Origin of the sequence: Marivirga arenosa (assembly GCF_030503875.2) — a bacterium.
GTDB lineage: Bacteria > Bacteroidota > Bacteroidia > Cytophagales > Cyclobacteriaceae > Marivirga > Marivirga arenosa.
This window is the reverse complement of the sequence record NZ_CP129968.2, coordinates 1,352,717-1,378,770: the sequence shown is the minus strand read 5'-3', so window position 1 is coordinate 1,378,770 and position 26,054 is coordinate 1,352,717. Positions and strand designations below refer to the sequence as shown.

Annotated in this window: 17 protein-coding genes; all 17 read right to left on the bottom strand. The window is 32.6% G+C overall.

Annotated elements, in window-relative coordinates; all coding sequences use genetic code 11:
* Nucleotides 1-216: 216 nt before the first annotated feature.
* The gene (locus QYS47_RS05980) at nt 217-3,258 is read right to left on the bottom strand and encodes a lantibiotic dehydratase (protein WP_322348039.1); all 3,042 of its coding nucleotides are present in this window, start codon (nt 3,256-3,258) and stop codon (nt 217-219) included.
* Between the two features lie 70 nt (nt 3,259-3,328).
* Complete coding sequence (locus QYS47_RS05975; RefSeq protein WP_322348038.1) at nt 3,329-4,060, bottom strand: HlyD family efflux transporter periplasmic adaptor subunit; 732 nt, start codon at nt 4,058-4,060, stop codon at nt 3,329-3,331.
* Nucleotides 4,061-4,069: 9 nt separating this feature from the next.
* Nucleotides 4,070-6,355: a peptidase domain-containing ABC transporter gene (locus QYS47_RS05970; protein WP_322348037.1), complete on the bottom strand. Its 2,286-nt coding sequence runs from the start codon at nt 6,353-6,355 to the stop codon at nt 4,070-4,072.
* Between the two features lie 8 nt (nt 6,356-6,363).
* The gene (locus QYS47_RS05965; protein ID WP_322348036.1) at nt 6,364-6,537 is read right to left on the bottom strand and encodes a hypothetical protein; all 174 of its coding nucleotides are present in this window, start codon (nt 6,535-6,537) and stop codon (nt 6,364-6,366) included.
* A gap of 11 nt (nt 6,538-6,548) precedes the next feature.
* Nucleotides 6,549-6,743: a hypothetical protein gene (locus QYS47_RS05960; RefSeq protein WP_322348035.1), complete on the bottom strand. Its 195-nt coding sequence runs from the start codon at nt 6,741-6,743 to the stop codon at nt 6,549-6,551.
* Nucleotides 6,744-6,833: 90 nt separating this feature from the next.
* Nucleotides 6,834-9,281 carry a S9 family peptidase gene (locus tag QYS47_RS05955; RefSeq protein ID WP_322348034.1) on the bottom strand — a complete coding sequence of 816 codons (2,448 nt, stop codon included), beginning with the start codon at nt 9,279-9,281 and terminating at the stop codon, nt 6,834-6,836.
* Nucleotides 9,278-12,478: a lantibiotic dehydratase gene (locus tag QYS47_RS05950; protein WP_322348033.1), complete on the bottom strand. Its 3,201-nt coding sequence runs from the start codon at nt 12,476-12,478 to the stop codon at nt 9,278-9,280. Before QYS47_RS05950 ends, QYS47_RS05955 begins: the two co-directional genes overlap by 4 nt.
* A gap of 72 nt (nt 12,479-12,550) precedes the next feature.
* Nucleotides 12,551-12,775, bottom strand: coding sequence for a class I lanthipeptide (locus tag QYS47_RS05945; protein WP_302127303.1), 225 nt, complete (start codon nt 12,773-12,775; stop codon nt 12,551-12,553).
* Nucleotides 12,776-13,576: 801 nt separating this feature from the next.
* Complete coding sequence (locus QYS47_RS05940) at nt 13,577-14,746, bottom strand: lanthionine synthetase LanC family protein (protein ID WP_322348032.1); 1,170 nt, start codon at nt 14,744-14,746, stop codon at nt 13,577-13,579.
* 256 nt (nt 14,747-15,002) lie between these two features.
* Entirely contained in the window at nt 15,003-15,911 is a 909-nt protein-coding gene (locus QYS47_RS05935) for an LLM class flavin-dependent oxidoreductase (RefSeq protein WP_322348031.1), read from the bottom strand.
* A gap of 11 nt (nt 15,912-15,922) precedes the next feature.
* Nucleotides 15,923-17,077, bottom strand: coding sequence for a lanthionine synthetase LanC family protein (locus QYS47_RS05930; RefSeq protein WP_322348030.1), 1,155 nt, complete (start codon nt 17,075-17,077; stop codon nt 15,923-15,925).
* Between the two features lie 16 nt (nt 17,078-17,093).
* Nucleotides 17,094-18,314, bottom strand: coding sequence for a lanthionine synthetase LanC family protein (locus tag QYS47_RS05925; RefSeq protein ID WP_322348029.1), 1,221 nt, complete (start codon nt 18,312-18,314; stop codon nt 17,094-17,096).
* Nucleotides 18,315-18,429: 115 nt separating this feature from the next.
* Nucleotides 18,430-19,389: a hypothetical protein gene (locus QYS47_RS05920; protein ID WP_322348028.1), complete on the bottom strand. Its 960-nt coding sequence runs from the start codon at nt 19,387-19,389 to the stop codon at nt 18,430-18,432.
* A 24-nt stretch (nt 19,390-19,413) separates the two neighbouring features.
* Complete coding sequence (locus tag QYS47_RS05915; RefSeq protein ID WP_322348027.1) at nt 19,414-21,852, bottom strand: TonB-dependent receptor domain-containing protein; 2,439 nt, start codon at nt 21,850-21,852, stop codon at nt 19,414-19,416.
* A 278-nt stretch (nt 21,853-22,130) separates the two neighbouring features.
* Complete coding sequence (locus QYS47_RS05910) at nt 22,131-24,077, bottom strand: polysaccharide biosynthesis protein (RefSeq protein WP_322348026.1); 1,947 nt, start codon at nt 24,075-24,077, stop codon at nt 22,131-22,133.
* 50 nt (nt 24,078-24,127) lie between these two features.
* A complete protein-coding gene (locus QYS47_RS05905; protein WP_322348025.1) occupies nt 24,128-25,249 on the bottom strand; it encodes an aminotransferase class I/II-fold pyridoxal phosphate-dependent enzyme in 1,122 nt (373 codons plus the stop codon).
* Nucleotides 25,250-25,251: 2 nt separating this feature from the next.
* Nucleotides 25,252-25,956 carry an SDR family oxidoreductase gene (locus tag QYS47_RS05900; RefSeq protein ID WP_302127317.1) on the bottom strand — a complete coding sequence of 235 codons (705 nt, stop codon included), beginning with the start codon at nt 25,954-25,956 and terminating at the stop codon, nt 25,252-25,254.
* Nucleotides 25,957-26,054: the final 98 nt, after the last annotated feature.

Below are 26,054 nucleotides of genomic sequence, written 5' to 3'. Positions count from 1 at the left end.
ACCTGATTGTAAAAGAAATTGATAACCTGAAAACCCTAAAGATCAACAAATAACTAGAAATTACCAGTCCAAAATTAATCAGACAGTATACAAAATACTGTAGCTGCAGGGAGTCAAGACGAAAGAGTAAGGCATTAAAAACCGATATAACTAGATATATGAATACTATAAATCCAACCCTTATGCTAGCATAATATTTATCGACTAATTCCATAATTAGTTCTGTAAAAATTTCATTTTATTATTAACCTTTTTCGCTAATTCATATACAATATATTCGTTCAAGTTTTGTGCCGTTGAAAAGAAACGATTTTGGCTCATATGAATCAAATCTTTTAAAACTAAAGTTAGCTCCTCTTTATTGGTATTGCATTGTAATAAAACTTCCTTTATACGGGCGTTTCGAGATCTTAATAAATCCAATATTTTACTTTCTTCAAAAACCTGATATTCTTCCAGATATTTACTATTCAGATCATTAACTTGATTTATGTCAATTTCATCTTCAAACTCATTTCTGAAAACTGCTATGCGTTCATCGAGAAAACCAATTTTTTCATCAACATCAAAATCTATTAAATCAAGCCAACTTTGAAGGTTATGTACTCCTAGAACAATTCTAATTAAGTCACTATCGTTGTTTGAGATTTCTTCAAGACAATACAAAAAGCATTTCGAATCGTGATAAAAAATACTTTCTACTAATTCAATGTCTAGAGGAGAATACCTTTTTAGTTCTCTCTCATAGGTATCTAACTCAATCTTCCAAATCAAACCTTCTTCTTTATATACATGAATTTGTTCCATTAAACTGCTAAATACTTGCAAATAGGTTTTATGAGAATAATCTTTTAGAAAAAACCTTATGCGTAAATGATAGTGTGGATCTGTATATCTTACAAAATAGAATTTATTTACTGTTTGGTTATCTGCAACCTCCTCTCCTAATCTATTCAAAATAAGTTCTAACAAGTGGTCGGATATAAAAGAACCGCAATATATTTTAAGTGAAATAACTTCAGTGCCTGGTAGAAAGTATCTTCTTGAACTATTATTTGAAAACCAATTTCTTTCTATAGATTCTTTCTTATCTTCTTGATACAAGGAAAGAATAAACTGGTTAGTGAATTTCTGTTCGTTTGTATTAGTATTATCAAAATGTAACCACTCAATTACTTCAATATTCTTATCTTTTCTCAAGTGATCCCAAAGTATTCTTAAACTTATTTCATCAGATAATCTTAATGGCAACTCATTATCTCCTTTCTTTACAGCAATGGTTTCGGGAAGATTCAGATCACAAATAAAGTTCTTAAATGATTGAAGATCGAATTTCTCCTTAAATAAATGTCTATGTTCTGCGGTACTTAATTTCCACCAAGCTGGTTGAAGTATAAGGTTTTTAAATTTTATCCTTGGGCCTCTTTTGAATCCTTCTAATTTAAATAAGCTCTCAGTCAAGATACTAGAAGAGTTTTTGCATTGTATACTGCAGAGAAATTTATAAATAACCGATGAAGAGTTTTCAAAATTATGAGCAGAAGACAAGCGTGGAATCACTCGCTTGTTCAGCTTTTTTGATAACAAGACTATTTCGTGATCTTCAATAGTTACAAAAAGATCATCCAGAGGTATAGGTTGTTTGTTTGGGATTTTAATACCAGCATTAATAGGAATATAATATTTTGATGCGATCTTCTTTTTTACAATATTTCCAGCCTTACCTTCAGGAATGAATACTATTTCGGCAAATATTAAATTGTTGTTGTTACTTTCTTTGTCTAGTATTTCTTTACACAGGTTCTCAAGATCAACATTTTTATACGAAAACCTGCCAAGCAGATTAAGAGAAGAAGTTCCTGAAATAGCTGTTAATAAAATTTGACCGTCTGGTAGTTTAGAACCAACAATAGAAAAAGTAGTAGGTAATAGTTTTATTTGGCTCTTATGCCCACTTAAATCCAAGTTAATTAAATCGATTTCATTATCATGTACTTGTAAACTCTCGATTTTATTAAAAATAGAAGGAACTATTTTTGGATATGCATTGGTTTTTTTCTGATTTGAAAGCGTAATATCCCCAAAGATCGCTGAATTATTATTCATTCCAAAATTGGTATTAACAGGAAATCCCAAGCCTGTATCATTGTCAAGTGTCGCTAGTAAGGGGATAATTTCATTGTTATACCTCGAAAAAAATGCTTTTTTAAACTCCTCAACAGTTTCGTTTATGAAGTTCCGAGGCTTTAAAATTTTACTTAAGTTTTCAACTGCATCGGATATCAATTTAAGATCCTTCTCATTAACAGCGCTGTTGGATGTAGGCAACATTAAATCAATATGAAACATATTTTCTACGTTAGCCGAACCGACTATTGGTATAAAGTCTTCTTTCAGTTTTTCGATTTCTTCATAGAAATAATCACCTAATTCAGAATTCTCAAGTTTGTTAATTAGTCCTTGATATAAAATCAATAAATTAAGTAGATATAAAGAAACTTCTGTGGTTTCTGATTTAAGCAAGTCAATCAGGTTATTTAACGCGTTTTGATCTAATTTATAATATTGAAATTCATTGATTAATACATTTTCAGCAATAAGTTCTTTTACAAAAATTTTTCTCTCCTTGAAATCAAAGTCGCTACCAAGTAAATCTAGAATATTATGAAATGTAGCACCCTTCATGTCTATTTCGTGAAGTAATTTCTCGATAACTGAATCAACCTCTATTGTGGAAATTCTATACTCCCCATTGGATAATTGTTCATGAAACCTAAAAGTATTTCCCAATTTATAAATTGAAGGATTTGGAAAATATCGTATTTTTTCGAAAATCTCAGTTTTGTCTAATATGTAATTCAGTAAGGCGGAGAAAAATCTAATATCAGGAGAAACTAATCTCTTATAGTAAGATGGGTTAGCACTTCCTATTTTACCAGAATTTAGGATTTTCTTATTATAATACTTTAGATTTGCTAAAGAAAAGCCTGCTGAAATACCAAAAGGAGTTGGTCTTGAATAAGATCTAACTAAATAGCTATACAGACTCCTAAGTACTTTACCTTCTTTTTCGGATTTTAGACTACCAGCTTTAAGTTTTAGTAATTCTTTGAATAAATGAGGAGATGACCAGTAAATGAGCTCCTCAAACCACTTATTATGAAAAACGGTTACTTTGTACGGTTTATTTAAGTGTAAATTATATGGAAAAAGAGGCCTTCTTTCTAAAGTTTGGCTGAAATATCGTAAGCATTGCATAGGTTTTGGTTCTAAAGAAATTAATCCCAATTAAAGAATTAAATGCTATAAAACCTAAACTGATTAAATATTAAGGTAAAATATTACCAAATATTCTTTTTGCAATAGTCCTATTCTCTAAAATTATTTCAGCTTTTCCCTCCATTAAATAATCTAGTGGCAATATTTTACCAGTGTTTGTTTTCAATTTCATACTATCTAATTTTACATATGCCTGCATTTGTCCCTCTAGGGGCACTGGTAATATTTTGCTTATTTTACCTGTCAAATATCCAAAATCTGAGGGTGGATAATTCTGAATATTAATAACAACTTCTTGACCATTTTCAATTTTTCCAGATCCTTTTAAGGGATACTTTAATTTGACTTCGAAATCTGTGGTTTTAGGAACCACCCAAACAAGATAATCTTGAGTATTATCGGCATCAATTCCTTTTGTGATAAAAACTTGTCCAGACATTGGAGTAATGATCGGTTTATTGATTTTGAGCTTATCATTCTTATGAATAAATAGAGTGTCACCAGGTTTAACAAAATCTTCATCTTTAACCATGAATATAAATTCTTGACTTGCATCATCTCTCGTTAAAGAGACCTTTCCTGGTTGCTCCAAAGCCTGTATAATGACATCTGCAGATATAGTATCAGGAAACTGTATGAAGGCACTTATAAAAGCACCAATTAAAGCTACAAAAAATAAGACTGTAATTCCCCACCTGGTAATCCAGTTTGGGACTTTACCTACAATCTCTTCCATTTCATGGCTTTGTTGCTCTGAATTTAGTGAGTTATCAATTGGCATATTCTTTGATTAAGCTGCTCCGAGTTCTAATTGATTTTTTACAAGCTCATAATAATAACCACCTTGATTAACCAAGCTGATATGTGTGCCTTGCTCCACTATTTCTCCCTGCTTCATTACAATAATTTGATCAGCTTTTTTAACGGTACTTAGCCTGTGGGCAATGACCAAGACTGTTCTTCCTTTATAAAACTCATCCAAATTTTCCATTATAATACTTTCATTATTGGAGTCTAATGCACTAGTAGCTTCGTCAAAAAACATATAATTAGGCTCTTTATAAACTGCTCTGGCTATAAAAATCCGCTGTTTTTGGCCACCGCTTAAACCTGAACCTGTGTTACCTATGCGGGTAGTGAAGCCTAATGGCAGCTGAGATATGTACTCATGCGCATTTGCTACGTGTACGGCATTCATTAATTTCACCTCATCTATGTTTTTACCATCTAGAGCGATATTGCGCGCTATAGAATCTGAAAATATATACCCATCTTGCATTACAGTTCCACATTGATTCCTCCACAGTTTTGCTGAAATATCGTTCAAATTACTACCATCTACAGATATATTTCCTTCCGTTGGAGTATAGAATTTCAGTAGCAGTTTCAAAAGGGTTGTTTTTCCGCTACCGCTTTCCCCTACAATTGCTGTTACTTTACCTTTAGGAATATGCAAATTCAAGTTTTTCAAAACCATAGATGATTTCTCAGACCCATATCGGAAGCTAACGTTATCCAAGCTGATCCCAGATTTAAACTGACTATTAAGGCCTTTGGCAAAAAACACCTGATTTAAAGAGTGACCAAAGCTTTCTTCATTCAAATCTGCTGACTGAGTATCATCACTTTTCTCTTCATTTTGTTTGTTGTGAATCTCTCCCAATCTCTCAAGACTAATTTTTGCATCTTGAATTGTTCTAACAAATTGAATAAGTTGGTTCAAAGGTCCATTCATCTGCCCAATGATATAGGATATACTAAGCATTACTCCTAAGGTGATTTGACCATTTATTACCAGTATTGCTGCCATGAAAGAAATAGAAATATTTTTTAGCTGAGTGAAAAATGTTGACCCTATTTCCTGGTATTGTTCTAATGCCAGGCTCTTGATATTTATTTTAAAAAGCTTTGATTGAATTCTTTCCCATTCCCATCTCCTTGATTTTTGGCTATTGTATAGTTTAATTTCTTGCATTCCCGTAATGATCTCGTAAATGCTATTTTGATTTTCTCTACCTCTCTGAAATCTATTATAATCTATATCTCTTCTTTTCTTGAGGAATAAGAAAATCCAGCCTACTGAAATTGCACTTCCAATAAAGAATATTAAAAGGAATCTGAGATCATAAATACCTAGTACTATCGAAAATATAATCAAATTGATAATTGAGAACAGTGTACTTAATGTGGACCCTGTGAGAAAGCTTTCTATCCGGTGATGATCACTTATTCGTTGTGTGATGTCTCCAATATTTTTCGATTCGAAGAAATTGATAGGTAATTTCATCAATTTGATAAGAAAATTTGAGATTATAGTGATACTAATTCGGGTACTGACATGAAGAAGGATCCAGTTTCGAATCAAATTAACAAATACACCTCCCAAAAAGAGACTTAGTTGAGAAATAAGAACAAGGTAAACGAAATCTACATTTTGTTTATTTATTCCAAAATCCACCAAACTTTGTGTTAAAAATGGAAAGCACATGCTTATAAAACTCGACAGAATCATGCCAAGAAATATTTGAAAAAAATAGGATTTATAAGGCCTAAGGTACTGCAACAAAAATCCAATACTACTTACATCCTTACTTTTAGAAGCTCCACTGTTGTCCTGATTATAGGAATAAAATTCAGGGGTTGTTTCCATTAATAATGCAACTCCTTTTCCATCTTCAGTACTAATCCAGCATTTCTTAAAGGTTTCTGCATCCACCTCTACTAGGTCATGACCTGGATCACCGATAACAAGTTTATCCTTTTTTCTAAAAGCATTTTTTTCTTTAACATCATAAAGAACCACAAAATGATCCTGATTCCAGTGAAGAATACATGGTAAAGGGACCTCTTCCTTCAATTGCTCATAGGATATTTTCCCTACTAATGTTCTAAAACCTATTTTCTCAGCAGCTTCACTCAAACCAAGAAAACTAACTCCATTTTTAGTTATATGAGAAATTGACCTCAAATAATCTAAAGTATATTCATTTCCATAGAAAGCACTCACCATCCTCAAACAAGTGGGACCACAATCCATATAATCAAGTTGCTTATAAAATTTGAATTTTGAGTGCATGATAAATATTAGTCATTTTTTTGACCACTAACCGTTGGCCATTGTGTATCCACTGTAGTGTCACCTTTTCCACCTCCTAAGCTGTCCATGTCCTTTTCATTTAAATCTTTTTCAGAATCTCCAAAAAGACCTAGTTTTTTCAATTCTTTAATATTCTTTCTACTCGTCTTACTTTTTTTCATTTTTTTCTCTTTTAAATGTTTTCATCTCCAGCTCCGAACAAATCAGACAACATTGCCTTACGCCTTTTAAATTTATAACTTTGATAAATCTCAGGTTTGTACTCCTTAAAACCTCCGCTCATTTTCGCAGCTTGATCAGAATCAAGCAAAACTCCATTAAACTCCGAAATATTCTTCTTCCTGTTTGTTTTCTTAAATATTTTCATTTTTTAAGCTTTATTTAAATTTCTGAAACAATTGTTTTTAATCATATTTAATTAGACAAATGCCTTAAAAGCTTAGACGTTCTTACTTATTTACTCCGACATAACTTTAGGCGCATATCCGTCAACAGAAACGGAATTAAATTGATTTATCAGCCATCGGTCTATTTCCCAAATGATATGAGAATAAGTTGATGATAGTATAAACTGATGCTCTTCATTAGGTAATGACACAAACCTTACCTCCTTGCCTAAGCCTTTCAAGGCTTCAAAATATCTCTCTGACTGCTGATAATGTGTCCCTGGATTTTGGTCATTTTCACCATGAAAAAGCAAAATTGAATTCTTCAACTGGTCGGCATTTTGAAACGGTGAAATCTTATTATACATTTTTGGATCTTCCCAATAGGTCCTGTATTCTCTTTGAAATCCAAATGGGGTCAGTGTTCTATTGTAAGCTCCACTTATTGCAATACCAGTTCTAAAATAATTACTATGAGTAAGTACATTAGCAACCATAAATGCACCGTAAGAATGACCCATAATTGCTACTTGGTTTGTATCTACGATCTTTGTTTCCTTCAAAGCATCAATAACTGCTTTTGAATTCATATCAATTTGTTGCAAATACGAATCATTAGCTGGTTTCCCTTCTGTTGCAATTATTGGAAAAGAAGTATTATCAAATACTAGATATCCTGAAAGAGCTAACAATTTTTGAAGTGATAAATTTGCTCGGAATTTGTATGGGTAATAGTCATGTTCATTTGCACTGCTGGAATTGATATAATCAATAGGATAAGCAAATACAATAGCCCCCTTGATCCCACCATTTTTCAAACTGTCTTTATTATAGAGCATCTCGGCTTCAAGTTTGACACTATCCTTTCGATAATAAAATAAATTCTTTTGGGCTAACTCTGAGTTGAAAATCTCTAAATTATTCTCATTAAAAGTTATTTGTTCATTGTTTTTTGTTTCTATTTCATATCGAACCAAGTTTATTGGAACATTAGCTGATTGTCTTGCAATAAAAAGAATATTTAAATTTTCATCATTAATCATGGTAACAGGAAATTCATAATTAGGTGCTTTGGATTCCCAAAGTATTTCAGTTTTGCCCGTGAACAAATTTCTCGTCTCCAAAAATGGTACTACCTCCTTTTCTTCATTTAAGTACACTCTACTAAGCAACAAACTGCTATCCCTAAATAATAAAGTATTGATTCCATTTTGCTGGATTTCTATTGGATCACCCAAGCTTTCTAGAATACTTTGGCTATTATAATGGCCTACGGTGTCAATTAATTGTGAAGTTTGAGGATTAATCAGTAACCAGTTAACAGTTCTAGTTTTCCACCATTTTTCTTTAATTATAGCTAGTGTATCATTAACCCAGATTGCCTCATTAAATCGCAAAGCTGTTGAAAAAACTATAGAAGGAGTTTCATTGAAGGGAGCATGCCAACTATATAGAGCATCTCTTTTTTCCACTTTTTCATTGGGGTCCCCATTATCTAAAGATTGCACCCAAGTTAATGTTGCATTTTTATCATTTCGCCAAGAAAAATTTCTCTTTACGTTATATGCTGCATCTCTCCCTAATGGCCTTACCACTCGCGGTACTTCTATACGTTCTATTAGTTTTCCAGAATTATTTAAGAGGATCAACTCTGAAGGAAAACGGTGCACCGTATACTCATATGAAAAAGGCTTTTTGACCAAATGCACCATAATGTAGCGTCCATCTGGAGATGGTTGAAAATTCAAAATCCCACCAGGACTGTTAAGTTTTGTTATTCTTCCGGAAACCACATTTACTTTTTTCAATTGACTGATTCCATAATATTCAAATAGTTTTTCATCATGCTCACTTTCCAATAGGCCTTGGTAAGTTCTGCTAGGTTCCGATGAGTTCTTATTCTCAAAAACCTTCGGCTTAGCATCAGGTAAAGACAATAAATCAGGATTTCTCTCCGATACAGCTGTGAACACAATAGCATTTTCTGTCGGTAGCCATTCAAAAATATTCTCTCGTATCAGTGAAAAATTCAATGCACCATTATACAGCATCTTAGCTGTTCTTGAATCAACTGTTAAAAGCCAAAGGGATATTCTGTCATTTTCTTTTATTGCAGCAGCTATATATTTACTATCTGGCGACCATTTGTAATTGACAATTTCAATATTGTTGGGTAAGCCTGAAAAGCTTAATTCGGTAGAGTCTGAAGTTGCCTCTTTAATTTTAATATCTCTATAATAAGAGCCTGAGCCTGGCATATTCGTTAGAGTATTAAAGGAAACTCCAGCCAAATTAAGAATAGTACCTCTTTTAGGTCCCTTGTTAAACCTGTCATATGTACAAATTGCAACGTACTTACCATCAGGACTTAAGTTTATTTCCGGATTTGGTTCGCTTTCTAAAATTCGTTGAATACCTTCTACCGGTTGTTGGTAATCTATAGAATTTTGAGCCATTATACCGATGCAAATGACTAAAAGAAATATTATTATTAGTAAAGTAGACTTTGAATTCATCATGAGTTTTCTAATTGAAGTTGAGAACTAATGTTTTTCTTTCTCAAACTTTCTATTCGTGAAAGTTTAGAATCATAATATTTAGCTAATAAATGATAGATAACCGTTTCATGTATTCTCTGCTTTGCAATAAAAGTTCTATTGAGCGTCATGTGGATATGGCTACTTAAGAAACTAAAAAGAGAAACGTCACTTACTTTTTTATCAGAATTAAATTTAGACAATACCTCTCCTACTAAAATTTTATTTCTTTCAGATCTTCTTTTAAAGCACTGTATAGCCTCGGATATATCTTCCTTTTCAAATGTATTCTGATCTAATAAATCAAAAATCACTTTTGAATATTGTCGGTACTTGTTATTTAGACTAACCCATAAACTTTTATTCTTACTACCGTTATTGGTTTCTTCATAAAAATATTCCTTCAATTGGCTTAATAGCTGGAATTTTTCGTGAAGTGTAAGTTGAAAGTCGTTGAGTAAGGAATCGATATTAAGAAGTGCTAGTAACCAGCGGTATTCTTCACCAGTATCACCATCAATCAAATCTAGAAATTCTGTGATAGCAATACTGTCATAAAAAAACATCTGCTCACTTAATTCCATTGTAGCATTCCCGTATCTCTCAATTTCTCTGTCGTAGCTATCAATTTGCATTTGACTCACTAATCCATTTTCTTGAAGTGAACTGAAAGCATCTTTCATTCTCTTAATCACTTCGACCCAAAAGTCAGCTTTTTGAGAATTGTAAAATCGGACACGAATATGATTACCATGTTCTACATACCTAATAAAAAACCACTTTTCTATAACCCCTTCTACTAATAATTCTTCTGATAATGGCTTTATGATGTCTATTAGAATTTTATCTGCAGTTTTGCTACCAGTAAATACCTTAAAGTATATCCAACTATCTCCTACCTTAAAATTTCTCTTAAGGATAGCTCTCTTTTCTGGTGTTGCTATTTGCCTTTGCAATCGGCCACTATTGGAATAGATTGGTTCCTCATGAACTGTCGAAAAAGGAACTATTAATTCATTGGCATAACTTCCCTTTTCATCTTTAATAAAAGTGTTTTCAGAACTGAATAAATACTCTTTCAGTTTTATATCCCTCTTCTTTAATTTATCTGTCAAAATATTTACACTGATCAGGGAAGTTAAGCTCAGCAATAATTCATTATCTCCTTCAACTAAAACGACTTTATCAGGCATATTAAGCTTCTCTTTCAACTGTTTGAAATATTCAGAAGGACTTTCATCTGAAGGTCTTTTCAGAAATGATGCTTTGCTCAAATTCCAGGTTGCTCTTTCTAATATTAATTTCCCATATTGAATTCTTGGAAGAAATGGTTGGTCAGCTAAAATAGACCACTCCCATAAATGAGGTCGACAAAAACCCTGAAACTGGAGATCACTCAAAAACTTATATACAGGCAAACCATTGTGATAATTATGAGCATTAGTTAGCCGTGGTATAACCCTTTTATTCAATTTTTTTGATCTTACAACAACTTTATCACCGATTACAGAAACCAGCAGATCAGACAGTTTAATGGTATGTTCTTCATCAACAGAGCTATTCGTAAGTATAGGAATTTCGTAATCTCGAAGAGTGGGTCTCATTACTACATTACCGGTTCTTCCATCCGGAAGATGAACTATTTCAGCAAAAATAATTTCCTCATTTGTAGCTTCCTCCTCTTGTAATGACTCTTGGACAAACTGTTGAAGTTGTTGATCACCACTACAGAATCTACCTAGGAGGTTAGCTCCCGATGGACCTCCGATTGCTGATAATAAAAAGTTGAATTCTCCAGAATCTAATGTTTCAGTTGATTTAGAAAGAAGACTTCCAAACATAAACATACTTTTGGGTACCTTCATTTTGTCCCTTGCAGTCTGGTTTGGTTTCGGTGAATAACTCTTCAAATCTACGCTCTGTAACCCTTTCTTTAAAGCGTCTAATAAGATTTTAACTTTTTTCCCTTTGCTACTATCCCAACTATTTCGACTGTGGTACCCAGATTTTGAAAATTTCATATTCTCCAGTAACGGCATATATGCTGTACTACTAGAATCTGAAACCTTGTAACCAATACCGGTCTCATTATCCAATGCTCTTAATAAAGGAATTTCACGATCTCCATATTTCTTTTGGAACTTGATAGCAAAATCGCCCATGCTGTAAGGACTCTGAAATTCTTCTGAGCTGGTGTATTCAGTAACTAGCTTGCTTATTTCTGAAATAACACTTTTATTCACCGTATTTGTTACCGTATTAAAAAACAAATCAGTTTGAACTATATTTTTGGTATCGATCGGAATATACTTACTTAATATCTTCTCGATGGTAACTTTCTTTTCTTCCGACCATCGACCCTTCTTTACCACTGAATTAACATCCTCCAAGTCCCGAACTATATCTTCAGTAGAATTCAGTTTTTTAAGTCTTTCAATTAAAACCGTGAAATATTCTTCTCCAGTAATAGAGGGAAGTAAATCACTTACTAGAATTTGTGATTCAATTAATTGTTGAAGGTAGTTATCTACTTCTTCTTCTTTAAATTTTTTATTTATCAAGAACCGCTTCAATTCAGAGAAATACATACCCTTTTGAGCTACTTGAAGCAGTTCACATATTAAAGAGTTGCCTGAAAAACCAGATATTTTATAACTTCTGCTTGATCTAGTATTTATGTATTCAATATATCTGTAATTATTTCCATTGGGATAAATGGTTTCATTAGGGAAAAACCGAAGCTGATTTCGCAGGAGAGGAATCTTATTAAAGTAATCAGTAATTGCTGAAACATAATACATATCTAGCCTAGAAACGGACTTATACTTATTGGAATCAAATTTTATCTTACTTTGATCAGAAAAAGTCCCCACAGCACAGCCTGCAAACAAGCCGAAAGGAGTGCAGCGGCTGGACATTCGGACAAAATATTTATAAAATGATTTTACTACTTTATCATCTACAGAAAAGTATTTTACTTCACTCATATACTTTTTAAGTGCAGTCATAAAATCCGGTGAAGCTAAAAAGAATGAATCTTCAATAAATGGTTTAGAAATTTTATCTGCAATAAGATCCTTATTCTGATTAAAATCTGCTTCTATAAACTCAAATGCCTCTTCTATTGGAAGCACCGGTGTTCTCAATAAGTAATATCTTAAATTCTTTGATATTTGCATCCCAATAGGTTTAAAAATAGAAAACAAGACTACCAAATTTGGCAGCCTTATTTTGTGACTAAAAGAAAATGCTTATTCTGCTATAACAGTTGTATTACAACATCCTCCTTCTCTATCAAGTGATTCGTCACCACATTTACGTAAACTAATTCTGATATTAGTTAGGAAACATGTAGCCTCATCTTGCTCATCAGGGTCATTTTTACCACCAGCTAGTGATTCTAATTGCTTTTCGTCTAATTTTGCAATTGTTTCTTTGTCTAATTCAAGCGGGTTTAAATTTTTCTTCTTTTTCATTTTTAAATAATTTAATGGTTTAAATTTTTTTTGTGCTATTGATCAAATAACATTCGAAATATCTCACTTCTTTTGACCTACACATAAATATTTAGACATAGTGGTAATAGCGTTAGACGTATTAGTGAAAATCACTTATTTAAAATTGGTCGAAGTAATAAGCAGTTTTGTTGAGCTGAGTTTTCTATTCAGAAATAGAAATAATTTGCACCACTATTTTGTGAATTCTTAACAATATTCGGAAGATTTAATCGACAAAAAAATCTGTCTGAGGAAGAAAATACTAGAAAATAAAAAAGGCTTTCAGAAGAGCCCATATTACAAACAAGATTTTGTAGTAACACAGAAATCTCCACCTAGGATAATCAAATAGGACTTTCATTTTACTACAGTAAGAAATGAGAAGGAGTGAATGCATTCATCAATGGAATTCAATTTTGCGCTAGCAAACTAAAACTTGTGTGAAATTACTATTAAGTCCCGTCTTCTTTTATTCCTTTTTTCTATGGCAAACCATAAAACACATTTCTTGCTCCAATCTACTCCCTGATAAATTTATATTATTGAATGACTATTTTTTAAAATTGAAAAGTTGTTATTAACAGGTTACCAAAGGAATGATAGACTTAATGGTAGGCACTACTTAATTAACAAGTAGATAAGAATTTTTTGAGATATCTGCGAAATTTCGAGATCAGCGGTAAGTGAAAGTTTTGCAAGTATATTTGAAACAGATACACTGTAAACTAGAAAATAATCTTTATTTACAAAAATATAGAGCTGGTATTCAAACTGAGTGGCTTAGTTTATCATCAATAGATCTTCCCATAAAAGTCTTTTATTATTACATAAACTCAAATAAGCCAAACCACAGCCAGTAATTCCTTCCAGCATACTATGTTTCTCCGTATCATATAGGGGGCCTGATGTTACATCGGAATGAGGAAAATACTTATTCCCTGTATTAAATTGATAATTGATTGCAATATCCAACCAATGTTTAGCTCCATTTTGAAAGGTATTAATATTAAAAAGCTTTTGATAATAGTTAAATTGAAAAGATATGCCTAGGGAGCCATGACATAAGCAATTATCTAAAACACCATTTTTTTCAACTGAACACCTTTCAGTAATTATAGTATTTAAAATCTTTTCTGACATTTTACCTGAAGACTTAAGCTCTAAAGAGTGGCATAATCGAGCTAATAATATAGCATTAGGTAAATCCCCATAACACCAAGCTAATCGTGTAGAATCATTACTAAAACTCGAATAAGTAAAATAACTGAGCCCATCCAAACTGATAATTGAACCTAGGTACTCTGCAGCTAAGCATAACTCCTCTTTCAATTGCTGACCACCGTTTGATTCATAGCATTTGAGCAAAAAACTTATGATGCTAGGAACTCCGTGAGCGAAGCCATAGTCAATTCTCTTATTTTGCAGTTTCTGATTGTTATCTTCTTTATTGTATCTCCAAGGCAATTTAGCTTTCGGATCCTCCAGGATTAATTCTATAAACTCATATTCTTCAACAAACTGCTTATCAATTTTATTACATACATGTAAAATTCCGATATATCCATACAGGAAATCAAAATCTCCATTTGCAATTTTTGCTTTTATTACTTTTACAAATGTAGGCTTTAGACTTTCAAATAGTTTTCTTGTAGCTCCACTTTCCAAATAATCATTCTTTTCCAAAAAGAATAAAGTAAAAAGATATCCTGATAAACCGCTTGCCAGATCTAAATTATCAACTTTGGATGATCTGATGTCATTTATAAGGTTTGCCGTTAAATCATTTATCAGCTCATCAAATAAATTTTTGCGTTTATTGTATTCTACAAAGAAAATCAAGGTACCGAGGTAACCAGTGAACAGTCCTTCAACACATTTCACTTGCTGAATATTTTCTTGCAGATAGTCGCTGATAAATTCCAGCTCTCTATTTATGATGAAATTATTCATTGTAAATAATTTATAGATTCCGTCTTAAAATCTTAATAATCTAATTGTAAAATAAGTATCACAAACACTTCCTAAGTAAAAATGAGGTCGTTAAATAATGAAGAGTATTCTATGCGTCAAAAATACCCCGATATTTTGAATGCTATTCAAGAGTTATCCTTCTTCATCAAAATCAATGAACCTTATAAATTAAGATGATTATTTCCCGCTATAGAAATCAAAAGTCTTAAGTTACTCTTTATCGAAGAAATATATTTTAACTAATAGTATTTAAATGCGTAGTCCCTTCAGGTATAAATTCAGAAAGCAGTTCTAGCGCCTCCATTTTTTCTTTGATATCTCGATTCATATCTCTCCACAATATTTCATCTGCTCCATATTCTTCCAATAACGCTGGTATTTTTTCTCGAAAGTACTCAAGATTACCTATCAGATGATTTTTTTCATCATTATCACTTAGCTTTCGCAGTTCTCTAAGCCTTTTTTCATCTTTTAAACAAGATCCTGAAATAGCTAACATTGTTTTAACTTTTCTTCCGTGTCGGTTAAAGAATTCGTCTTTAAAATTATCGAAAGCTTCTTTCTCATATTTTAAGTCTGAGTTCTCGTGGAAAATAGAACGAACATAGTTTGTCCCATATTTAAGTGCACGATGAAAACCAAAGGCAGATCCGCTTAAAGCCCAAAGCTCTGGTGGCACCCCTTTATAAGGTGGTACAATAATTTCTTTCTTAAACCATTCATCCTCTTCGTGTAAAAAAGAATAAACCTCTTCAAATTTCTGATCAAAGGATTCATTATTTTGATTTGCAATTTCCAATTGCTGTTTTGTTACTCCTCCATTGGCTAATCCTAGATCTAATCTGTTAGAATAAATGGCATTCCATAATTTAAACTGAGCAACAGTATCAAAACTATTATGAAGTTTTAATAAAATCCCACCAGTACCAATCCTGATCCGATTTGTTATACTAGCAAGTACAGGTACTAAAGAAATAGGACAGCCCCAAGCGGATTTTCGATTAAATAGATTATGCTCAGCTAACCAAAACCGACTGAACTCTAATTCGTCTGCTTTGATTGCATAATCAAATACATTTTTCAACCGGACTAAACCATTTTCTTCGGTCAGACCTTCACCAAACTCTAATAAGCTTATTTTCATCTTAGTAGTAATTAATTTTGAAATAATAATTCATTCCACCCTAACTTATCTCCTACTATTTCATTTATAATAACATTGTAGGCACCTAACTTTCCAAACCAGAAGTTATCATGGGACCTCCTTCCCAAATTTTCTATAGTTTTTATTCTGTAAGAATAAGCAGCCATGCGTGCATCATCTCTATTTGTTAAATCTGCACAGCTTTTGAATATTAAAGAGAAACCGGCAAATCCATGACATAAGTTTATATCAACAATTGGTAAAAGATCAGGATCAAATTTTAAAAAATCTGATAAGACCTCATTTCCAAATTGGAATATTCGTTCCTGACCAAGCTGTTTACCAGCTAGTAAAAAAGTATATGCAACAGATAAATCACTACTGCACCAACCAATATTAGCAGTTGTTTTTTCTTGAAGGTGAGGTTTTCCTTCCAAGGTTACTGACCTAGGAAATAAAAAACATTGTTCATTCTGATGGTATGGTTTATAGAAAGACGCTAAAAACTCCAGTGATAGACGGATCATTTCATCAATCTTTTTGTTATTTACAACTTTTTGAAGCGCTAGTAAGCTTAAGACTATTCCACTAACACCGTGCGCTATTCCTAGTTGAATATGATATTTACCACCCTCTTGATACCGCTTGTTAGCTAATACTCGACCAAAATTAAAATCATTTATTTGTGAATATAAAAGATCTGCTAAATTATCTAATCGGTCATAATCTTGATATATATTACTATGATATTTAGTTAAGAAGTTAATCCCTCCTATTGCTGAATAATTAGTATCAAAATCTGACTCTGCGATCTGAGATTTTGACTGCTTGTAAACCTGATCTGCTATCCATGAAAGCAACTCAGAACCCTTGTTAGAAGGGTCTGAAAAACTACTCCTCTGTAAAAACAATAAACAGAATCCTAGTCCGCCCAGACCGTTGCTAATTGCATTCGTAAATTTAACTCCTTGGTCATCTCCTATTCTTTTTATTACCTGGTTCAAATGACTAATCGCAGTATCATAATAATATTCATCTTTATGGTACTCTGCTAAATTTAATAGAGATAATACTTTACCTAGATTACCAGTTAATAGATAATCAGGTTCATCAATTTTATAATCGCATAACTTATACATGCTGGCTGCAAAGTCATCAATTTCCATGCTTGAGTAATTAATATTAAATCCCACGCGAAATCCCCTCCATGTCTGGTAAACTACCATCTAAATACCTCATTAAAGTAATACCGATTCCCATGATTCCCCAATCATAGGATAGATTAAAGATATCTGATTCAGTAGCAAAATGAGATTGGAATCCGCAATAACTATTTTCAGACAAGGAATAGCGTGGAATTACCTCCATCCAGTATTGGTAGGCTCTCCAATACTCTAGGTTTTTAGGCTCCAAGCGAGCTAATCTCTCATACAATAGAGCAATTCCAGAAGCTCCGTAGGTAATGCTAGCATCAAATGTCAGCATACTTTCAAACTTAATACTATTACAAGCTCTTAGTATTTCATTAGCTTCTTTCAAAACAGATCTATCAGCTAAAATTTTTGCTGCCTTCAATAAACTGTAACCAACTCCCAAGTCCCCGTAGCAAAGGGTAAACTGAGCTTGTAGTTTCTTTTCATGTATAAAATGAGGAAAAATCTCACCTAGATTATTTGATTTATGCTTCAGTACAAAATTAATTGCTCCATTTATTAATTTCTTACATTTTTCCTGAGCTAAACCACGTGCATACACATCCGAAAGAAAAGAAATGATCATGCAAGAGCCATGAGATAGGCCTAAATAAATCCTATCATATAAGCGAGGGCTACTCCAATAGATTCCATCAGAATCATCTGAAATAGCATTTGCTTCGATCGCATTTACAATCTGTGTTAAAAGAATATTGTTATTTTCTGAAGGTGACGTATTAAGTAAAAAATTACCAGTTGCTAATGCGCCAGAAAAAATGCTAAAATCAGAAAATTTGATTTTATTTCTACATAGTTGATGAAGCATTGCTTCTATACTTTCTAAATATTCTTGAGGATCGAAATTCAATAAATTATTTTCAGATGCCTTATTTAAGAAAATCCCTAAACAGGCAAGATTTGCATCATAAGAGTCAGTGGGATATTTATTTTCATAATATTTATATGATGAATGCTTGAGTGCTTTACTTAAGTAAATTTCTGCCTTTTCAGAAAAATGAGCTTCACGTTTAAACTGAGCATAATAAAAATAAAACATTGATGCTCCCAGCCATCCATGACTTATTGTACCATTATTCAAATGAAAAATATTAGCATCCACTGCTTTTTCAATACGATCAATTAAAGAACTTAATTCATCAAAATTTTGACAATCGTTTAACTCCAATGAATGGCAATTTGTAATTCTCATTTACTTATATCTTTATATGATTGGAAACTAATCAGTTTCTTGATGAAGTCTTCTTTTAGTCTTACATATATGTTGCTTTTACAAATAGATCATCAAACCAAAATGAAGATCGATCTCATGTACCTACTACTTTTAAGCTATCTTTTATAAAATCAATCATCTCTGCCTTTTTGTGATGATTTGAATACTCTTTTTCTATCTTTTCAATAAGTACATTATTTAATGAATGTCTCAAGATGAGATAATTTCTTCCTTCAAACACATGAGAGAATTCTATAATGTCTTTCATTACATGATTTAAAGTTCCGTTTTCGTTTGCTTCAAGTATTGATATATATCTATAGATTGCTAAACGCTCACTGGTACTTACATCCATATTATTAAACCAATCCCGAAAAATGACGTTAACAGTAGGATAGACTCCAAATTCAAGTTGACCTGCTATATAAACTTTAAGAAAGTTCAGAATAGAGTACTCCTTTAAAATTTTCGGTAAACCTGTGTTGACAATTCCAGAGCCTGTATTTAAATATACAATTTTACTTTCCTGTCCCATAATCATAAATTTGAAAAGCTCTTGCCAGTTTGATAGAGCTTCTCTAACTTTATTTTGCGCAATTAAAACCTTATTCAGGTTTAAGATTTGCTCTAATAAGTTGAAAAACACAAATGTAGCTTTACGATTTATTAGGTATTCACTTAATACTAAGTGCTCCCTTATCACTTGTTCTGCCTGCTCATATTTACCTAACTTATAAAGACAATAAGAAAGTTTTGGTAGCAATTCAACGGTAATATATATTTTTAAACCCTTATCTATTATCAAATTATGTTTAACCTCTGATTGAATAGCATTGAGATTTGAAATTAGAATTGTGTAGTTTGCATCTTTATTAAACATTGATTTATTGATGCATAGAATCTCAGTACTAAACTTAGAATATATACCTGATGGTTCATCTCCTAATTCTAATTGATCCAATTGCTGTTTTAGTAAAAAATCCTTTACCTTGTTGTAATCATATTTTCTATCGCTTGAAGAAATCGAGCGATTTAGTCTATAAATTTCATTCATGGGTTTTCTTTAAATCAACTTTACTTAATCTACTCGATTCACAACATCCTCATTACCCAGCTCTTTATTTCTAGCTTCTCTCACTGTATTTTTACCGAATCTGTAAACTAAACCTAGCTGAATTCGTCTTGCATCAGAATAGGTTTTTACACGCGTTTCCATATTATAAGAATTGATATTTGCACCTGACATATCACCTCTAAAAAAATCCATAGCTGAAAGGGTGTAATTTAGTTTATCATTGAAAAGACTACCCTTAAGTGCAAGCCGCGTATAATTATTAGAAATAGCTTCTACCAAGCCTAATTGTACAGGCCCCGTATAATTTATTGTTGTTTCCAGTTTGAGACCAGCAGGTAAATTAAAGCTATTTTCAAGACCGAAAGTATGATAAATACCCAGAGGAATATCAATAATATTAAAACCCTCTTGACCTATGGCGGATTCCATTAAGGCACCATATGCAAAAACACTACCTGTCCACCAGTTTGTAATCTGAAATCCCATATTTCCGAGAAGACTATAGGAGGTAAGATCAAAATTTGTATCTCTCCAGATAGTTACATCACCATCTGCACGTGGAAGCTGTGTATATGAATCTTTCTGATCACTATATGCTGCTTCAACATAAAGCATACCCCCTAAAATCATATTTACTGAAAGCGTATTTTCATAAGCAGGTAAAAGACCTGGGTTTCCTTCTATAATTGTATAATCATCCACATAATTTCTGAAGGGAGTTAGAGTAGAAAAACCCGGGCGTTGGATAGTCCTACGATAATTTGCTGACAGCTGCAGCATCTGCGATGCAAAATAATCAACTCTCACATTTGGGAAAAAGTCAGTAAACTCTCTGTCCAATTCCCTTTGATTAGCAGTTAGATTATCTACGATCATTCTGGAATATTCCATTCGTAAACCCGCACTAATATTTATTCTTTCTCCAAAAGCCTTATTTATGTCTGTATAGTAGGCTAGAATACTTTCTTGAAACTTGTTTTGAAAGGTAAAATCCTCTACCCCAATGAACTGATTGCCAACCTTTATGTCCTGAGCAGGTTTTGTGTCATTCACAGATTTAGTTACCTTACCACCTGTTATTAGCCTTAACCCATTCTGAAACGGTAGCTCCCAATCCATCTGGCCCACGAAAATATTTGCTTGATTTCTATTTGTATTTCTTGCAATCGGAAGTTCTGAAAGTACTTCCTCAGTTGGGGTTAGAAGCCTCTGGTACAGCATCTCAGTTCCGTCATTGATATTGACCGGTGTATATGTGAAAATAAAATCAACGGATTTACCAAGAGTATCCAGTTTATGATTGTAATACATGCTATAATTCTGAATCATCTCACTTCCAAAATCAAAACTTTCCATTCTGAGAACAGAATCGACCGTTCCAGACTCTGAAATAAAATCAGTGCTATTTTTAAAAAAAGAGTCTCTGGATGTCTTCGTGTAATTTACATTTGACTGCAAACCTATAGAATTTGATTTATTTATAGTATAATCAATAGCAGCTCTCAATGATGGCTTATTGTACACATTCTTAGTCTTGTAATCTCCATCAAGTAATATTTGATTACCGTCAATATTTAAAATCCTTTCATTATTGGTTTCTGTAAAGGAAGACCCAGACCTTTGATTTAAATTAATGTTTGTGACCCATTTTTTCTTTCTGTAAGTTAAAGACGTTCCTAAAGAAGCTTTCCCGTAAATCCCTTGTGATAATGCAGTTCTAGCAGAACCCGTTAGTCCATAATATTTTGATCGCTTTGTAGTTATTTTAATAACTGTGCTAATATCAGACGGATACCTAGATGAAGGATTTGTGATGAATTCAATATTCTCAATCTCATCTCCAGTCATAGAAGTTAAAATAGAATTTAGTGATGCTTGAGGCATCTGTACCTTATCCAGTAAGATTAGTATACCACCTTTACCATTAACAGAAATACCATCGCTCTTAACTTGCACAAAAGGAAGTGCGTAAAAAATATCCATGATATTATCTGACTGGAATGTACTGGCTGTTACGTCCATTACATATCTATCCGTTTTTCTTTCAAGAACCTGACGTTTTCCAGAGACTGTAACCTCATTTAAGGCTTGTACTGATTGCACCAATGTAATTGGCTCTAATTCAAATGTCCCTCCTGAAAATAGAAAAACTGAACCTATAAATTTTTCATATCCAATAAAAGTGACAGAAAGAAAATAATTACCTGTAGGTATTGATCTTATCTTGTAAATACCATCTTCTCCCGTTATGGCCCCTTTTACTATAGAACTATCATTTGCATTTAATAAAGCTACACTGGCAAAGGGTATTCCTATTTCTGCAGCTTCTAAAACTTTTCCAGTAATTATATTTTGTGCCTTACCCGTGAACCCCATTAAGAGCAGAATTAAAAAAAGAAAGGATCTGTAAATGAATTGCTGAAACTGAATTGAAAATTTCATATTTGTCAATATTTGAGTTTTACTGAAGATAAGTAAGAGGATCCTACATTTTCCTCTTAACTATTACTCAAATCAAGACTAAATTAAACTGATCAACAATATATTTAGACAAACACACATAAGGTTTAGACAAACTTTATCAGAGTCAGGCTGTAAATATTTCTGAAGTATAAATTTTTACTTAAAGAAAATTAAAGTAAAAACTTCCAAAATTAATATGTTTGGAGGCAAGAGATGTTATTAAAATATACTTTCCACAAAATAGATGTGTCACAGATTTAACTGATCTTCCTCGATATTTTCCATTTACCATTATCCGAATCCTTATCATCTAAAACTTCAAAACGAGAAGCATGACTGATAAATTCAGGAATAATCTTTTTGATTTGCATGATCATCCCCATCTCATTCTCATCCAACAGTAAATCATAAAGTTTAGAAAGCTCAGATGAGATTTCGTTATGACGCATTCTATCTGTTTTTGCAATTAGAATCTTTTCATGGTAAGTAGGAAGTGTTGTTTCTTTATTGCTTAACAACTCTTCATATAATTTCTCCCCTTCTCTTAATCCTGTATATTCTATATTGATATCTACCCCTACTTCAAAACCAGAAAGCTGAATCATTTTTTTAGCTAAATCAATTATTTTAACTGATTTACCCATATCAAATACAAAAATCTCACCGCCAAACCCCATAACACCAGCTTCTATTACTAACTGACAAGCTTCTGGGATCGTCATGAAATATCGAGTTACATCAGGATGAGTAACGGTAACTGGCCCTCCTTTTTCAATTTGATTTTTAAATAATGGAATTACTGATCCATTTGAACCTAGCACATTACCAAATCTGGTAGTAACGAATTTAGTGGTATTCTTTTTACCATCAGCTTTTACATCATTTAAAGATTGGACATAAAGTTCAGCTAATCTTTTTGTGGCTCCCATCACATTTGTAGGATTCACAGCCTTATCTGTTGATACCATTACAAACTTTTCAACATTGTATTGAACTGCTAGGTCGGCCAGATTTTTTGTACCAAATACATTAGTAGCTATGGCTTCAACTGGATGTTTTTCCATTAATGGAACGTGTTTATATGCAGCAGCATGGTAAACAATATCCGGATTATATTTTTCGAAAATCCCTTCTAATCTTCTTTTATTGGTAACATCAACAATCAAAGGAGTAATTTCTACTTTTTTATCCTTATTCTGATTAACTAAGTCTAAATCAACTGCATATAAAAATGATTCTGCCTGATCAAGAATTAATAATTTTTTAGGCTTTACTTTTAGAACTTGCTTCGCTATTTCAGAACCAATTGAACCTGCTGCTCCAGTTATTAGTACAATTTTGCCAGCTATGCTTTCTGAAACTTTCGGATTTTGTAATTGAATTGATTCTCTGCCTAATAAATCTTCAATGCGTACTTCTTTAATTTGATTTATGCTTAGTTCACCATTTACCCATTTTTCTGGTGGCGGAACCGACCTTACTTTCACATGGGCTTTTAAGCAATAATCTACCAACTCATTTTTCCTTTCCACAGAAAGATTGGCAATCGCAATGATGATTTCTCGAACAGCATATTTCTTAAGAATTTCATCAAGATTATAATTGGCATCAAAAATAGGAGTACCATTTAAAATTTTACCTGATTTTTTGATGTCATCATCAATAAATCCAACCACTCTTGATCTTGCATTTGGATCAGCATCAATTACTTGCTTGGTGATTATTCCATATTGGCCGGCTCCAAATATTATAATATTTTTTCTATTTCTAACAGCATCTCGATAGTAACTAAAAAGGTTTTTAACTAATACCCTGTAAGAAAATAATATACTTACAGATAAAATAAAGCTTATAATTAAAACTGAGGCTGGAATAATTACACTTCCTCTGTACCAGTAATTTAAATAACTGATGATAGCAATAAGAATTGTCCCAATAAAAGTAGTATATGAGATTCTTAAACCATCTTCAATGGAGGTATACCTAATGATTCCGGCATAACTTTGCGTTAAGAAAATAGAGATTAAATGACAAATCAGAAATAAAACAAGGCCTTCAGTAAACTTAAAAGCCAAAACATCTGCCAAATTAAAGTTGAAACGAAGTAAATAAGCAATTACGATTGCTGACATCAACAACAAAAGGTCGATTAATAAAATAATCCACCTAGGTAAAAAGCTGATATCGTTGATTTTCTTAATCATTAATAGGTAAATATAATCTAAATAATATTTTATTATAATTATTTAAGCTTTTATTTAAGAAATTGCTTAATCTTTTCGACTATTAGTTGCTTTTGGTCCATAGATAATGATGAACTAGATGGAAGACATAAGCCAGTTTTAAATAATTTTTCTGAAACACCAGAGGTATAGGCGTCATATTTTTTGAATACTGGTTGTAAGTGCATTGGTTTCCATAATGGCCTTGTTTCAATATTGAATCCCTCTAAATATTGCCTTAATTCTTCAGTTGTCCTTTTAATTGATTCATCAAAAAGAACGCAGGTTAACCATCTATTACTGAAAGAATTTTCAGGCTCATTTAAAAAGCTTAAGCCTAAATTCCCTAATTCATTTCTATAGAATTCATGATTGGCCCTTCTTTTTTCAACCCATTGATCTAGCACTAACATTTGCCCTCTACCAATACCTGCGGCTATGTTACTCATTCGGTAATTATAGCCAATTTCTGAATGTTGATAATGAGGAGCCGCATCACGTGCTTGTGTAGCTAAAAAGCGTGATTTATCAATCCATTCTTTATTTTCTGAAACGAGAGCTCCTCCTCCTGAAGTAGTTATAATTTTATTTCCGTTAAAAGAAAAAACACCAAAATCACCAAAGGTGCCTAATGCTTTTCCGTTCAAGCTTGCCCCTAAAGCTTCTGCAGCGTCTTCAATTATTGGAATTTCATATTGATCAGCCAGAGCTCTTACCTCCTCAATTTTGCCCGGCATACCATACAAATGAACAAATATGATGGCTTTCGGCTTTTTGCCTTTCTGAATATATTCTTTAATAGCTTTTTCAAGCAAATTAGGATCCATATTCCATGTTTCATCTTCACTGTCAATAAGAACTGGATTTGCCTGCTGATAGACAATGGGGTTGACTGTTGCTGAAAAAGTAAAGCTAGAAGCTAGTACAACATCATCTCGCCTTATACCCAATAAAATTAGAGCTAAATGGATAGCGGCTGTACCAGAACTTAAAACTGATGCATTCGATACCTTATTATAATCCTGAAGGTCTTTTTCAAATCCATTTACATTGGGGCCTAAAGGGGCAATCCAGTTTTCATCAAATGCTTGATTTATAAACTTAATTTCCTGTCCTCCCATATGGGGAGCTGATAAAAATATTCTCTCATTCATGATTATATATCTCCTAATTGAGGTCTAAGAACAATTTCTTCCACTACAGTTCTGTCTGATAAAGCATAAGCTGACCAAACTGATTCAGCAACATCTTCTGCTTTCATGAATCTTTCTAATGGTAAATCAACACCTTCCCAACTTGCTGTATAGGTTGCACCAGGAATAATAGAAGTTACTTTTACTCCTTCACCCTTCAATTCTTCTCTCAAGCATTTTGTAAAGCCTTGCATAGCATATTTTGTGATACTGTATGAGCCTCCACTTGAATAAGCTGTAATACCCGCAATACTACTCATTGAAAAGATGTGTCCCTTTTTATGGGGTAACATAGAAGGTAATAAAGCTCTAGTTAAATGATATGCAGAAAACAAATTTGTATTCATCATCATCTCTAAATTCCCTTCGGGCTCATCTTTTATACTTCCGGGTAAAAACACACCCGTATTATTAATAAGAACATCAATTTTAGAGGTAGTGCCCTTTACAAATTCGGCAAATTGAATTACTTCTTCTTTCTTGGATAAATCAGCAGCTTTCACAAAAACCCTAATGTCATTCGACCTTTCTATTTCTTCCTTAAGCTCATTTAATTCATCACTCTTTCTGGAACACGTTATAATATTGAATCCATTTTGAGCAAATTTCATAATAATGGCTCTACCAATGCCTTTTGTACCTCCTGTGATTACTATATATTTATCCATAATTATAATGCAACTAGTTTTAAGAATACGAAACTAACGATATTTATCATAGTTCTACAAACAACATTTCACAACCAGCGTAATGTTTAAAGATTATT

Coding starts and splice junctions, on each gene's coding strand:
- QYS47_RS05935 (WP_322348031.1), bottom strand. CDS start 15,911: ATGAAAATAAGCTTATTAGAGTTTGGTGAAGGTCTGACCGAAGAAAAT.
- QYS47_RS05960 (WP_322348035.1), bottom strand. CDS start 6,743: ATGAAAATATTTAAGAAAACAAACAGGAAGAAGAATATTTCGGAGTTT.
- QYS47_RS05975 (WP_322348038.1), bottom strand. CDS start 4,060: ATGCCAATTGATAACTCACTAAATTCAGAGCAACAAAGCCATGAAATG.
- QYS47_RS05905 (WP_322348025.1), bottom strand. CDS start 25,249: ATGAATGAGAGAATATTTTTATCAGCTCCCCATATGGGAGGACAGGAA.
- QYS47_RS05965 (WP_322348036.1), bottom strand. CDS start 6,537: ATGAAAAAAAGTAAGACGAGTAGAAAGAATATTAAAGAATTGAAAAAA.
- QYS47_RS05970 (WP_322348037.1), bottom strand. CDS start 6,355: ATGCACTCAAAATTCAAATTTTATAAGCAACTTGATTATATGGATTGT.
- QYS47_RS05945 (WP_302127303.1), bottom strand. CDS start 12,775: ATGAAAAAGAAGAAAAATTTAAACCCGCTTGAATTAGACAAAGAAACA.
- QYS47_RS05900 (WP_302127317.1), bottom strand. CDS start 25,956: ATGGATAAATATATAGTAATCACAGGAGGTACAAAAGGCATTGGTAGA.
- QYS47_RS05940 (WP_322348032.1), bottom strand. CDS start 14,746: ATGAATAATTTCATCATAAATAGAGAGCTGGAATTTATCAGCGACTAT.
- QYS47_RS05920 (WP_322348028.1), bottom strand. CDS start 19,389: ATGAATGAAATTTATAGACTAAATCGCTCGATTTCTTCAAGCGATAGA.
- QYS47_RS05980 (WP_322348039.1), bottom strand. CDS start 3,258: ATGCAATGCTTACGATATTTCAGCCAAACTTTAGAAAGAAGGCCTCTT.
- QYS47_RS05925 (WP_322348029.1), bottom strand. CDS start 18,314: ATGAGAATTACAAATTGCCATTCATTGGAGTTAAACGATTGTCAAAAT.
- QYS47_RS05950 (WP_322348033.1), bottom strand. CDS start 12,478: ATGCAAATATCAAAGAATTTAAGATATTACTTATTGAGAACACCGGTG.
- QYS47_RS05955 (WP_322348034.1), bottom strand. CDS start 9,281: ATGATGAATTCAAAGTCTACTTTACTAATAATAATATTTCTTTTAGTC.
- QYS47_RS05910 (WP_322348026.1), bottom strand. CDS start 24,077: ATGATTAAGAAAATCAACGATATCAGCTTTTTACCTAGGTGGATTATT.
- QYS47_RS05930 (WP_322348030.1), bottom strand. CDS start 17,077: ATGGAAATTGATGACTTTGCAGCCAGCATGTATAAGTTATGCGATTAT.
- QYS47_RS05915 (WP_322348027.1), bottom strand. CDS start 21,852: ATGAAATTTTCAATTCAGTTTCAGCAATTCATTTACAGATCCTTTCTT.